The sequence below is a fragment of the Microbacterium meiriae genome (assembly GCF_025143875.1).
Lineage (GTDB): Bacteria > Actinomycetota > Actinomycetes > Actinomycetales > Microbacteriaceae > Microbacterium > Microbacterium meiriae.
The window spans coordinates 53,794-67,135 of sequence record NZ_JAMBDU010000013.1; the positions used below are offsets into that span (position 1 = coordinate 53,794).

Genomic DNA, 13,342 nt, shown 5'->3' on the forward strand with positions numbered 1-13,342 from the left:
CAGAGTTCTCCTTGTTCGAGGTTCGCCTGTTGCAACAACGGGCGGGGGGAAAGTGTTCCCGGCCCTGGTCAGGCCGTGATGACCTCGGCGGCCTCGGCTGCGGGGACCTCGACGGACGCGTCCTCGAGGTCGGCGAGGAAGTGCTCGGCGTCGAGAGCCGCGATCGTGCCCGTCCCCGCGGCGGTGATGGCCTGGCGGTAGGTGGGGTCGATCACGTCACCGGCGGCGAAGACACCGGGGACCGACGTCCGCGAGGAGCGTCCGTCGACCCAGATCGTCCCCTCGGGCGTGAGCTCGAGCTTCTCGTGCACGAGGTGCGTGCGCGGGTCGTTGCCGATCGCGATGAACAGGCCGTCGAGAGGGAGGTCGCGCAGCGACCCGTCCTCCGTGGAACGCAGCTGCACGCCGGAGACGGCGGTGTCGCCCAGGATCTCGACGACCTCGCTGTTCCACACGAACTCGATCTTCTCGTTCGCGAAGGCGCGCTCCTGCATGATCTTCGAGGCGCGGAGGGAGTCCTTGCGGTGGATGACGTACACCTTGTCCGCGAAACGCGTGAGGAAGGTGGCCTCCTCCATCGCCGAGTCGCCGCCGCCGACGACCGCGATGGTCTTCTGACGGAAGAAGAAGCCGTCGCAGGTGGCGCACCAGGAGACGCCGAAACCGGAGAGACGCTCCTCGCCCGCGATCCCGAGCTTGCGGTAGGCCGAACCGGTCGCGTAGATGATCGTCTTGGCCTCGTGGGTGGCACCCGAACCGAGGGTGACCTTCTTGACGGGACCGGCGACATCGAGCTCCGTGACGTCGTCGTAGAGCACCTCGGTGCCGAACTTCTCGGCCTGCTCCTGGAACTTCGCCATGAGCTCAGGGCCCTGGATGCCCTCCGGGAAGCCGGGGTAGTTCTCCACCTCGGTCGTGTTCATGAGCTCGCCGCCGACCTCGACGGAGCTCGCGATGAGGAGCGGCTCCAGGTTCGCGCGCGCCGCGTAGATGGCAGCCGTGAATCCGGCGGGGCCGGAGCCGATGATGATGACCTGACGCATGTGATCTCCGTTAGAAAGGCGGTGCCGTCGAAAGACGTCCGACTGCTTCAACCCATGGTAACCGCGGGGCATTCCCGCGTCAGCGGCCGGGCAGGAAGCGGCGGACGAGCCCGCCGGCGGCCTTCAGCTCCGGGGCGCGGAAGACCGCGAGGATCGCGACGTAGACGATCACGACGACGAGGCCGACGACGGCGGTCGCCAGGGCGCCGGGGATGACTCCGGACGTGGCCCATCCGGTCGTCCCCCCGATCAGGAGGAACGTTCCCCATCCGGCGAGCCCCGCCGGGATCGCGGCGACCGCGAAAAGCGCGAGGGCACGCAGCCAGGACAGGATTCCGATGCCGCCGATCTTGCGATGCAGCAGCCAGGTGGCGACGATCGTCTGCAGCGTGCTGGCGATGGACTGCCCCAGAGCCACGGCGGCGGCCAGCTGCGTGAGGTCGATGACCTCCGCCGACAGCAGGGCGACGGCTCCCAGCGCGGTCACGACGATCAGCGCGCACTGGAAGATCGTGAACCAGAAGGGCGTGCGCGTGTCGTCGTACGCGTAGAAAGTGCGCTGCACGATGAACAGGATCGTGAGGGGGATCAGGCTGACCAGGTAGCAGAGGAGGACGACGGCCGCCCCCTCGGCGTCGGAAGCACTCTCGGTGAAGACACGGGAGGCGGGGATCGCCGCGGCGGCCACCGCGGCGACGGCGGCGACGATGAAGAACAGCAGCGTGCGGATGCTGCGCGAGATGTCTCCGCGAACCTCGTCGTGCCGCCCGGCGGCGGCGTGCTCGCTGATCTGCGTGAAGTACGGGGTCCCGATCGACAGCACGATGACCGAGTAGGGGAGCATGAAGATGAGCCAGGCGTTCGTGGTCACGGCGAGCGAGGCGCCCGACTCCGAGGCGTTGCTGACGATGTTGCCCTGCAGCACCCCGGCGGACAGTGAGGCGAACGCCATCAGGAAGGTCCATCCCGCGAGCTTTCCCACGTTGCCGAGGCCGACGCCCCGCCACTGGAAATCGGGGCGGAGCGAGAGTCCCGTCCGACGCCAGAAAAGCAGCAGGACGAGCGCCTGCACGGCGATGCCGAGGGTCGCCGTGCCGCCGAGCAGGGCGATCATCTCCGGCGTCCAGTCGGCGGAGTCGCGGGACACCGGCGAGAACGCCCATCCCAGGATCAGGAATCCGATGATCGAGACGATGTTGTTGACGACCGGTGCCCAGGTGAACGGCCCGAAGATGCGCCGCGCGTTCAGGGCTTCGCCCAACAGGGCGTACAGACCGTAGAAGAGGATCTGCGGGAGACACCAGTAGGCGAGTGCGGTGGCGAGCGCCTGGGTCGTCGAGGAGAGCCCGCCTGCCACGATCTGCACGAGCCAGGGCGCTGCGATCGTGGCGAGAGCCGTGACGGCGACGAGCACGACCGTCCCGAGGGTGAAGAGCTTCGAGATGAACGCGTTGCCCCCGTCGGCGTCGGCGGTGGCCTTGACGATCTGCGGCACGATCACCGCGGTGAGGATGCCGACGGAGATGAGGGAGAAGACGCTGTTCGGGAGCGTGTTCGCCGCGGCGAAGGCGTCGGCCGGGCCCGACTTGAACGAGCCGATCACCGCCACGAGGACGATACTGCGCAGCAGCCCGGTCACGCGGGAGACCAGGGTGCCCGCGCCGATGATGGCGCTGGCGCGCCCGAGACTAGTCACGCGACTCCTTCGTGGGAGGGGCATCCGGGCCGTCGGGGCGCTCCTGCACCGCGGCTTCCGCTTCCTTCTCCTCGATCAGTTCCTCGACGGCGGCCTCCACGGCCTGCTCCTCGATGGCCTCCCGACGCTTCCGGCGCACCGTGCGCACCACCCCGAGGGCGATGAGGAGCACGGCGAGGCCGCCGAAGACGATAAGACCGATGGTCTCCCATTCCGCGCGCACCGCGACCCGGATGGTCTGCTCCGACTGGATCGGCACTCCGGTCGGGCTGGTCAGGCTGAGGCGCAGGTCGAGCTCGCCGCTGCCGACCCGGGCCGACACCGGCACCTTCGCCCTCGTGGTCGAGCTCGCCTGTACGGCGACGTCGATCACGGGTGTCACTTCGAGGCGCGGATCGGTGGGGGACGCGTACAACCGCACCGTCACCGGCCACGGGAGGTCGTTGCGCACGGCGATGGGGAGGTCGGCATTGGCCGTGAGGAGCTGGATGGTGCTGGAGTCGGGGATGCTGACGGCGCCGAGCGTCTCGGTGGTGCGCGCGCGATGGGCCGCGACCTTCTCGGTGAAGGCTTCCGCGGAGGAACCGACCGCGATGGTGCGCAGGATCCGGATCCGCTCCGGGCTCAGCAGCACGAGCGGGTCACTGAGGACGGTCGCGAAAGCGGTGAGGGAGCGCTCATCGGCGAGGAGGTTCGTGAGGTCGGACGCCCGGGTCGCCGCGGCCGTCTCCGGCAGTGTCACCGCGACGGCAGGTGCCGCCCGCACCGCCGAGAGCTCGAAGCCGATCGAGTCCGCGGTGGAGATCGCGTCACGAAGGGCCTCTGCGGGACGACTCTCGTCGCGCTCCAGGCCGATGAGGAGCGGAGCGCCAGGCGCCCGGGCACCGGCGAGGAAGAGCCGGGCTGCCGCCTCTGCCAGCAGCCCCTGGCGGGGAGCCGAGGCGGATTCGGTCGCCGCTGCGGAGAGGGCCGCCGACGTGGCCGCGTCGGTGACGAGCAGGTCCTGTCCGTCCGCCGTCGCATGAGCCGCGCTCTGACCGCCGACCGTCTCGGACGACACGACCGTCGTGGCGGTGCCCCCCAGGTAGCCGGTGAACGACGCGAGGTCAGCCTGCGTGAGGTCGCTCTCCGGCCAGACGATTCCCGGGACCGCGCCGTCGATCTCCGCGAGCTCGTCGTCGGTGGGAAGCGCGGGCCCGTCGGTCGGCGTCGCCGAGGGGTCGGCGGTGGCGGCGGGGGTGTTCGTCGGTGTCACGGCGCGCTGCTGCGGGAAGGCCGCGGGATCGAGCAGCGAGGTCAGCGGCAGCGGCGCCAGCGCCTCGGGCAGACCGGCCTGCGCCTGCACCGTGAGGTCGGCATCGCCGAACTGCAGGGCGAAGCGGGCGTTGGGGAGTTCGTCGAGCCTCTGCAGCCAGTCGCTCGCCGTGGAGGGAGCCGCGGTGCCCAGTGCGCGGATCGAGGTGAGGATGGCGGGATCGACCGCGAGCACAGCCGTCGTCCCGGCGACGCCGTCGAGCTGCGCGGTGAGGTCGCCGTCCGGGGCGGTCAGCTCCGTGAGCTCGTCAGCGCTCAGGAGGGCACCGCCGGCCGGGGTGGCGGTGATGGGCACGAGGACGCCGACCGGACTGGTCGGGCTGGAGCTGACCACGAGGACGCTCGTCGCGCTGGTGTCCCAGGTGGTGGTGCGCTCCCCCTCGGCGTCCTCCGTACCGGCATCGCTCAGGGCGGCCCGCAGCGGGTACACCCCCGGTTTCAACGGCTTCAGCGTCTCCTGCGGCACGAACACGGTGGTGGTGGCGGATCCGCCCGCCTCCGCCGGCTTGGTGGCCTCTTCGCCGAGGGGGAGGAAGGAACCGGCGGCCTGTCCCTCGTCCAGCCATTCGGTCACGGCATCGTCGTCGGTCAGTGGCGTGCTCCCGAGCTCGATCTCGACGCGACCCGCGGAGAGCTCCGCCTCGGTCTCGTTCTCGATCGTGACCACGGCCGACGTCGACGTGCCCGGCGCGACGGTGCCGCGCAGACCCGCCGTGACGTGCAGTTCGACACGGTGGTCGTCGTCCGCGGCGGGCTGGTCGGCCGCCATCGCGGGACCGGCGACACCCACCGCGCAGACGCCGGCGGCCACCACGAACGCCGCGAGCCGGCGCGCACGCGCGCGGAGGCCCGTCGGGGAAGTGATCGCGGTCATGAAGGTCTTCCTCGAACGCCGGGGAGAGGCGGATCGTGAGTACTGACCCTGTGATTCTAGGAGGCCGGACGGAGGAGAACCCTGAAGACGCGTAGAGTGACGGCCGTGTCCGACACCCCCGCCCCCCGCCCCGACCCGCTCCGCAGCGCTGCGTTCGCCGCGGATCTCGATGCCGCCGATCTCCGATCCGAGCCGCTGCGACGTCTCTGGGGCGAGGAGGCGGATGATGCACTCGCCCGTGGTCTGCGCGAGCCCATCCTTCGGGCGATCGCCGAGGATGAGGGGGTCCTCGCGACCCTCGGACGCCTCCTGGTGCTCGGCCTTCCCCAGCCGCGCGCGGCCGTGGAGCGCGCACTGCCGACGCTCGGCGTGGACGGGCTGGAGGCTCTGGGGCTGGCGACGACCGACGCCGACACCGTGACGCCGAGCGCGCTGCTGCGCCCGCAGTCGTTCGTCGACGAGGACGGAGTCGGGGAATGGTGGATCGCCAGCGACCTGGACGAGGTCGCCCTCGACGGCCCGCTGCCCGCCGACCACGTCCTCGGTGTGGGCGGAGCCTCCCGCACGCTCGCTGAGACGGTCGTCCCGCTCGCGGTGGATCGTGCCCTCGACCTCGGCACGGGCTGCGGCATCCAGGCGCTCCTCGTGGCACGACGCGCCGGCCGGGTCGTGGCCACCGACGTCTCCCGCCGCGCCCTCGCCTACGCCGCGCTGAACGCGCAACTGAACGGGGTCACGAACATCGAGTTCCGTCACGGGAGCATGTTCGCGCCGGTCGCCGGGGAGGCGTTCGACCTCATCGTCTCGAACCCGCCGTTCGTGATCACCCCGCGCACGGCGGGGGTGCCCGCCTACGAGTATCGCGACGGCGGTCTGGTCGGCGACGCACTGGTCGAGCAGTTCGTGCGCACGGCACCGGCGCACCTCACCCCGGGCGGCATCGCGCAGCTGCTGGGCAACTGGGAGTCGCGGACGGGCATCACCGGCCTCGCGCGGCTGGACGCGTGGGTGCCCGCCGACCTCGACCTGTGGGTCGTCGAGCGGGAGGAGCTGTCCCCTCTCGCCTATGCCGAGCTGTGGATCAGGGACGGCGGCATCACGCCGCGCGATGCCGCCTTCACTCCGCTGCTGACCGCGTGGCTCGACGACTTCGCGGCGCGCGGCGTGACCGCGATCGGCTTCGGCTATGTGCTGCTCCGCCGCGGGCGGGGGGAGCCGCTGCGGCGATCGGAGCGGGTGACGCAGCCCGTGGCGAACGTGGGCGCGGCGCTCGGCCTCGGGCTCGCGGCCCACGATGCGCTCGCCGCAGGGCTGCCCGACACCCTCGTCGTGGCTCCGGACGTCACCGAGGCGCGCCACCTTCTCCCCGGTAACGACGACCCGAGCGTGATCGAGCTGCGTCAGGGCGGCGGGTTCGCGCGCACCGTCGCGGTGGACCCCGCGCTCGCCGGCTTCGTCGGCGCGTGCGACGGCGAGCTCCAGGTGCTGCAGATCGTCCCCGCCCTCGCGGACCTCTTCGAGGTGCCGTTCGCGCAGCTGTGGGCGGAGCTCGAGCCGCGCATCCGCGGGCTCGTCCTCGACGGCTTCCTGCTCCCGGGGGAATAGTCCCGGCTTCCATGCGTTCGAATACACCATGAAGGCTTTCGGATTCCTCTCGTTCGGTCACTACGCCGACGTGCCCGGCTCGGCCACCCGCACGGCGGGCGACATGCTGAAGCAGACCATCGAGATCGCGGAGGGCGCCGACGAGCTCGGCGTCAACGGCGCCTACGTCCGCGTGCACCACTGGGCACGCCAGGCGGCGTCCCCGATGCCGCTGCTGACGGCCATGGCCGCGCGCACCGAGCGCATCGAGGTCGGCACCGGCGTGATCGACATGCGGTACGAGAACCCGTTCCAGTTCGCCGAGGAGGCGGCCGCACTCGACCTCATCGCCGACGGCCGTATCGCGCTCGGCGTGAGCCGCGGGTCACCCGAGACGGCGCTGCGCGGCTACGAGACCTTCGGCTTCCGCGACGAGGAGGACCCGGAGCGAGGCAGCGTGCTCGCACGGGAGAAGTTCGAGATCTTCCTCCGCGCCATCGACGGCGAGCGACTCGCTCCCGGCGACCCCCGGATGGTGGGTGCGGGACAGTACCTCGCGATCGAGCCGCAGTCCCCCACGCTGCGCGACCACATCTGGTGGGGCTCGGGTTCGCGCGCGACGGCCGAGGAGACCGGCCGCAAGGGACTCAACATGATGAGCTCGACGCTCGTGACGGAGGCCACCGGTCAGCCCTTCCACGAGCTGCAGCGCGAGCAGATCGAGCTCTTCCGCTCCGCCTACCGTGAGGCCGGCCACACCGGGACGCCTCGCGTGTCGGTCAGCCGCAGCGTGTTCCCGCTCGTGTCGGACATGGACCGCGCCTACTTCGGGCTGCGTAGCGAGGAGAACGGCGACCAGATCGGCATCATCGACGGGTTCCGCTCCACGTTCGGCAAGACCTACGCCGCGGAGCCCGATGTGCTCATCGAGCAGCTCCGGCAGGACGAGGCCGTCATGGCCGCGGACACCCTCATGCTGACGATCCCGAACCAGCTCGGGCCGGAGTACAACCTCCACGTGCTCGAGGCGTTCGCGGAGCACGTGGCGCCGGCCCTCGGGTGGAAGCCCAACACGGAGGGTCCGGTCCAGGGCGACCCCGTGGTCTGATCCGGCATGGCGGTCCGACCGATAGTGTCGGGGGCATGTCCGCAGGCAGTTCCCCGCTCACCATCCGGCCGTGCCGGGGGGAAGAGGAGTACGCGGAACTCGTCGAGATCTGGCGCAGCGCCGTTCGCGCCACCCATGACTTCCTGGAGGAGACCGACTTCGCCCGGATCGAATCGCACCTCGCGTCCGATTACTTCCCCGCGGTGACCCTCACCGTCGCCGAGCAGGACGGGGTTCCGGTCGGGTTCGCCGGCGTCCACGACGACGGGCTGGAGATGCTGTTCGTCTCCGATGCCGTTCGCGGACGCGGTGTGGGCTCTGCCCTGCTCGCCGAGGTCGTCGTCCACCAGGGCGTGGCCAGGGTCGATGTGAACGAGGACAACCCGGGCGCGCGCGGGTTCTACCGCAGCCGAGGCTTCGTGGAGGTGGGCCGGAGCGCGCTCGACGGTGACGGTCGTCCCTATCCGATCATCCACATGGCGCTTTCGGACGACCCCAAGGCCTGATCCGCGGGTGTCCGGTACGGCGGCCCGCTCTTGACACCGGCCGCGGAACGCCCGACGCTGGGGACGGCGCGCCGACCGGTGCCCGTCCCCACCGCTTCGGAGGCACCATGACCCGCGTGCGCGTCGACCTCAACATCACTCTCGACGGCTTCGCCACGACGACCGATCAGACCCCGGAGAACCCGTTCGGCGAGGACTGGGGACGACTCACCGCCGCCTACACCGCGACCCGCACCTTCCAGGAGCGCGTCTTCCACGACACCAGCGGCGCCGGCACGACCGGGGTGGACGAGAAGTACGCGGCACAGTACTTCCGGGGCATCGGTGCCGAGATCATGGGCGCCGGGATGTTCGGCCTCCACGCGAACCCGGACGACCCGGAGTGGCGCGGCTGGTGGGGCGAGGAGCCGCCGTTCGAGGTTCCGGTGTTCGTCCTCACCCACACCCCGCGCCCGCCGATCGAGTTCGCGAACGGCACGAGCTTCCGCTTCCTCACCGCGACCCCCGAGGAGGCGCTGCGGGAGGCGGTGGCGGTGGCCGGAGGGAGTGACGTGCGCGTCGGCGGCGGGGCGACCACGGTCCGGGAGTTCCTGCGCGCGGGGCTCGTCGACGACCTGCACGTGGGCATCACCCCGATCCTCACCGGCAGCGGGATCCGTCTGTGAGACGACCTGCGCGGCCTCGAGGCCGGCTATCGCGTGACCTCCGAGGTCGCGGAGTCCGGCGTGACCCACATCACGTTCTCCCGCGAGGGCTGAGGCCCGGCACGCGGTCGCAGATTCGCACCGAGCTCGCACGGATTGCCGGGAGAACCTGCGACCTCGTGCGGAAGTGCGGCTGCGCCCAGGAGAGTCGCGGCATCGGTCTGGAAGGATCGGGGCGTGCATTCCGCGCTCGCTCCCTCCGAAACCGTCCCGTTCTGGGGGCGCCGCTCCGTGGTGCTCTCGGTGTTCCTCATCCCGCTGGCTCTGGCGATATTGCTGTTCACCGTCGAGTCCGGCCCCGTCTTCCTCCTGTGTCTCGTGGCCGTCCTCCCCGCGGCGGCGGTGACGATGTTCGCCGCGCGCTGGGTCGCTCCGCGGGTCTCGCGCTCCTGGACGTCCTCCATGCTGGCGCCGGCCTGGGGCGCCGGTGCTGCTGTGCTCATCGCCACCGGGCTCGGCGCGTGGTCTTCCGAGCAGGCGCTGTACGTCGACGATCAGGGCATCCTGCGCGAGGCGATCCCCTCGACGTGGGTGCTGACGCCCATCGTGGAGGAGCTCGGGAAGGGTCTCGGGGTGCTGCTCATCCTCGTGCTCGCCCGGCGCGTCGGGCGCCGCGGCGTACTCTTCGGCGCGATGGCCGGGGCGCTGGTCGGCGTGGGCTTCGCGGCGGTGGAGGACGCCTCCGCCATCGCGGCTGACATCGCGGCGAACGATGTCGGCTACGGCGTGGTGACGTGGATCGTCCGCACGCTCACCTTCCCCACGCATGCCGCTCTCACCGTCTGGACCGGGGCGGCGCTCGGCCTCGCGCTGGATGCCCGTCGCGCCTGGTCCCGCCCGCTCGTCGCGCTCGCCGGACTCACGGTGGCCATCGGAGCCCACGCCGCGATCAACTACGGGAACCTCGCCGGCGCCACCGATCAGGCCTCGTTCTTCACAGCCTTGGGCACGGCACTTGGTTGGATCGCGGTGTCGACGGTCCTCGCCGTGACCCTCCGCCTCGTGCTGACCCGCCGCGGAGCCTGAGCCCTCGCGGATCGCGTGCACAGCTTCGGACATCTCGACCGACACGCCGACGTGGGGGCTGAACGACGGCGAGTCGAGCCCCGGCTCCGAAGCTGTGCCCGGACGGGCGGCGGCGTCGTGGGGTGCTTCAGATGTCGCTGAAGTCGTTGCCACCGGTGCTGAGGCGGCTCACGATGTCGCCGGTCATCGTGAGGTCGACGTACTCCACACCGACCTCGCCGGGGTTCACGAGCGAGGAGGTGCCGGGGACTTCCCGCACGCCGATGCTCAGGTAGTCGGCGACGCCATCGCCGTCCTCATCCCACCCGTCCACGGCCCCTGCGGCCATCGCCTCAGCGCGCGTCGAGCCGATGCCGATACCCTCCGGAGTCCGGACGATCACTCCCGGCGCGTCTGCCGACACGACGAGGTCGATGCGGGTGTCGCGGACCGTGGCCTTCGTTCCCGGCCAGTCGTAGCCGGCGTACACGGCGCCGTACGGACCCTCCACGGGTGCCTCCGTCGGCGCCGCTCCGAACGCATCGGTGAGGGCCGCGAGGGCGCCGTCGGCGTCGTCGTACGCGAGGACCGGGCCGTCATCGATCGAAAGGCCGTCAACCGAAATCTCGACGACACGGTCCGCGGGCGTCGCGGGGGGAGAGGCGATGATGGATGGCGACGGCGATGGCGACGGCACTGGTCCACCGCCCTCCGTGCTCTCGGGCGCGCAGGCGGTGAGGGCGAAGCCCAGGACTGCAGCTGCGGTGGAAGCGATCACGAGCCGAGAGGGGTGGGGCATGGCTTGAGCCTAGAGTGAGCGCGGGATCGACCGGCGGACGGAGGCTGAACCGTTATCGGTGGGGGATCCGTGCGCGAAGAGCGGGCGCCGCCCGGGGAGAACCCCGGACGACGCCCGCTGACGGGCTACACCGTTTCGATCGTCTCCACCGTGGCATCCCGGCGGCGGCGACGCAGGGCGAACAGGCCGAGGCCGGCGGCGAGCAGCACGACCGCGCCGATGACGAACGGCGTGCTGTCGGCACCGGTCGTCGCGAGGTCACCGTCCGTCGCACCACCCGAGTCGCTCTCACCGGGGACGATCGCTCCGCCACCGGCCGCCGCGGTCACGGTCAGGGAGGCCGTCACCTCTGAGCCGTCGGGGAGGATCACGGCGAGGGTGTGCGCACCCGCCGGGGTGCCCGCCGGGATGGTGACGGTGCGCGCGAACGTGCCGTCCGCCGCGACCGTGACCGTACCGAGCGAGACCGGGTCGGACCGCAGCTCGAGCGCGAGCTCGGCGCCCTCCGCGAAGCCGCTGCCCGACACGGCGAGCGTGCCGCCGGCGGTGACCGAGGACGCGCCCAGCTCGACGGTCGCGGGCTTCTCGGGCTCCGGCTCCTCCGTGACCGGTGGGGTGACGCCGGCCTCGGTCACCCACTTCTCGCCCGCGTCGGACTTGGTCACGGTGAACGTGTCGTAGACCGCGCCGACGGGGAGGTCGGTCGTGGCGTCCGGCTGCTTCTCGGCGAGGTACGACCGGTAGACGAGCTGGTTCTTCGAGACATCGATCACCTGGTAGGTCGTCACGCCCTGACCGCGCAGCACCTGGGTCGCGCCGTTGTTGGTCCAGACGTTCTTCTCCGGGGTCTCCAGGTCGTAGTGCTTGGCGCCGGAGTTCGACACGACGTACACCGGCCCCGTGGTCAGACCGGGAGTGTCCGTGGCGTCCGTGTTCACGAAACCGCGGGCATACGTGTGGTCGTGGCCCATGAGCACGAGGTCGATGTCGTTGCGCTGGAAGACGGGCAGCCACTCGGCACGGAGCACCGGCTCGTCACGACCGGCCGACGCCGAGAACACCGGCTGGTGGAACGTGACGACGTTCCACTTCGACGGGCTGTTCTGCAGCAGCAGGTCGAGCCACGCCGCCTGGAAGCGCGTCCACAGCGTGCCGATCTGCGACGACGGGCATTCCGCGCCCGTGCAGGACGGGAGCCCGGCCGGCGTGAGGAAGGTCGTGTCGCGCGTCGCGTTCAAGGTGATGAAACGGACGCCCTGGTAGTCGGTGTAGTAAGCGGTCTCTGCGGCGAACGAGCTCCAGTGGTCGAAGAACGCGCGGTACTGCTGCGCCACCTCGGAGTCGCCCTTCGCCAGGTTCGCGAGTTCCCCGATCGAGCTCGTGGACGGGTTGTTGTGCGGGTACTCGAACGCGGCCTTCCAGGCGGTGAGGAGCTTGTCCCCCGAGTACTCGTGGTTGCCGGGGGCGGCCATGACGTTGGTGCGCACGGCGGAATCCTCCATGCCCTTGAACCAGTTCAGCCACTCGTTCTCGTTGCTGGACGTGTTGATGAGGTCTCCGGCGTGCACGGAGCCGATCGATCGCGGGGCGTGAGCCTCTGCCTGCTTCACGACGCTCGGCCACGTGGTGTCGAGACCGATTTGGGCGTCGCCGTAGTAGATGAACTGGAAGTCGCTCGCCTTCGGGTCCGCGGTGCGGAACTCGTGCCAGTCGCTCCAGCTGCCGGGGAGGCCGACACGGTAACGGTACGCGCTGGCCGGGGTGAGGTCGGTGACCGTGGCCGAGAAGTGCTTGTTCGGGTTGCCGTTCACCACTCCGGCGTCATAGGCGTCGACCGTCCGGGTGGCCCCACCTGCTGCGGGGCCGATCTCGACCTGACCTGCCGTGTGCGACGGGTCGCCCGCGAGCCAGGAGAACGACTGCGACACCTCCGGCTTCTCGGTCGGGGTGAGGATGACGCGGGTCGGCGGGGCGACGACGGGAGTGCCGGGGTCGGAGGCCTTCACGAGGGTCAGCGACGACATGTCGAAGTAGATGTCGGAGCTCGACGCGCGGTCCTGGAACAGCGACACGGCGATGGTGTTCGTGCCGTCGCGGAGCAGGTCGCCCTCGGCGCTGAACGTGCTGGTCAGGGGGTCGCCGTTGGAGTCTCCGGCGTACTCGACGTTGGTGGTGTCGGTGATGCGGCCGTCGACGTAGCGGGCGACCTCCTCGCCGTTGATCCACACGATGATCGCGTCGTCGAAGGTGACGGTGCTCTGCAGGGCGGCGACCTGCTCGGCGACGCCGGCCTCCAGCTCGAAGGTCGTGCGGAAGAAGTACGTCGGCACCGTCGGTGCCTTCACCCCGTCGAGGTAGTGGTTGAGGAGTGTCTTCGGGGTCTGCGGTCCCACCGGCGCGAGGGCGCCGTTCTTGGCACCGAAGCTGCCCGGTGCGGTCTTCCAGGCGCTGTCATCGTACGCGGGCAGGGTCCAGTCGCGCAGCGCGGCCGGGGCGGGCGACGGGTCGGAGCCGTCGTCGAGGTAGTGCCAGGGGGTGTCGCCGGTGAGGAGCGAGCCGGTCGGCACTTCCGGGTCGGGCGCGGCGAGGGCCGCGGGGGCGACGACGGCGCCGCCGAGCACGGCGAGCAGCGCGACGGACGTCAGTCCGCGACGCCGCCACCGCACCGCAGGGGTGGGGGAGGTCATGTCTGTCCTTCGTGGGTGGGTG

9 protein-coding genes and 1 pseudogene are annotated in these 13,342 nt (G+C 70.8%); 5 read left to right on the forward strand and 5 right to left on the reverse strand.

Features of this window, described 5'->3' with window-relative positions; all coding sequences use genetic code 11:
- Positions 1-68: 68 nt before the first annotated feature.
- From trxB to M4D53_RS09800, 3 genes are all read right to left on the reverse strand, one after another.
- The gene (gene trxB, locus M4D53_RS09790) at positions 69-1,043 is read right to left on the reverse strand and encodes a thioredoxin-disulfide reductase (RefSeq protein ID WP_187662777.1); all 975 of its coding nucleotides are present in this window, start codon (positions 1,041-1,043) and stop codon (positions 69-71) included.
- Positions 1,044-1,122: 79 nt separating this feature from the next.
- Positions 1,123-2,739 carry a murein biosynthesis integral membrane protein MurJ gene (gene murJ, locus M4D53_RS09795; protein WP_259953744.1) on the reverse strand — a complete coding sequence of 539 codons (1,617 nt, stop codon included), beginning with the start codon at positions 2,737-2,739 and terminating at the stop codon, positions 1,123-1,125.
- On the reverse strand, positions 2,732-4,927 hold the full coding sequence (locus M4D53_RS09800; RefSeq protein ID WP_259953745.1) for a DUF6049 family protein: 2,196 nt from the start codon (positions 4,925-4,927) through the stop codon (positions 2,732-2,734). The genes murJ and M4D53_RS09800 overlap by 8 nt, the downstream gene beginning before the upstream one ends.
- Positions 4,928-5,023: 96 nt before the next feature.
- Between M4D53_RS09800 and M4D53_RS09805 the strand changes: the two genes are divergently transcribed.
- From M4D53_RS09805 to M4D53_RS09825, 5 genes and pseudogenes are all read left to right on the forward strand, one after another.
- The gene (locus tag M4D53_RS09805; protein ID WP_396817903.1) at positions 5,024-6,532 is read left to right on the forward strand and encodes a DUF7059 domain-containing protein; all 1,509 of its coding nucleotides are present in this window, start codon (positions 5,024-5,026) and stop codon (positions 6,530-6,532) included.
- A 28-nt stretch (positions 6,533-6,560) separates the two neighbouring features.
- Entirely contained in the window at positions 6,561-7,619 is a 1,059-nt protein-coding gene (locus M4D53_RS09810; RefSeq protein ID WP_259953747.1) for an LLM class flavin-dependent oxidoreductase, read from the forward strand.
- A 35-nt stretch (positions 7,620-7,654) separates the two neighbouring features.
- Entirely contained in the window at positions 7,655-8,125 is a 471-nt protein-coding gene (locus tag M4D53_RS09815) for a GNAT family N-acetyltransferase (RefSeq protein ID WP_187662772.1), read from the forward strand.
- 107 nt (positions 8,126-8,232) lie between these two features.
- Positions 8,233-8,883 (forward strand): annotated as a pseudogene (locus M4D53_RS09820) (dihydrofolate reductase family protein).
- A 123-nt stretch (positions 8,884-9,006) separates the two neighbouring features.
- Positions 9,007-9,855, forward strand: coding sequence for a PrsW family glutamic-type intramembrane protease (locus tag M4D53_RS09825; RefSeq protein ID WP_259953748.1), 849 nt, complete (start codon positions 9,007-9,009; stop codon positions 9,853-9,855).
- Positions 9,856-9,982: 127 nt separating this feature from the next.
- Here M4D53_RS09825 and M4D53_RS09830 read toward each other — a convergent pair whose 3' ends face one another.
- Positions 9,983-10,633: a hypothetical protein gene (locus M4D53_RS09830; RefSeq protein WP_187662769.1), complete on the reverse strand. Its 651-nt coding sequence runs from the start codon at positions 10,631-10,633 to the stop codon at positions 9,983-9,985.
- A 125-nt stretch (positions 10,634-10,758) separates the two neighbouring features.
- On the reverse strand, positions 10,759-13,320 hold the full coding sequence (locus M4D53_RS09835) for a purple acid phosphatase family protein (RefSeq protein ID WP_259953749.1): 2,562 nt from the start codon (positions 13,318-13,320) through the stop codon (positions 10,759-10,761).
- Positions 13,321-13,342 lie beyond the last annotated feature (22 nt).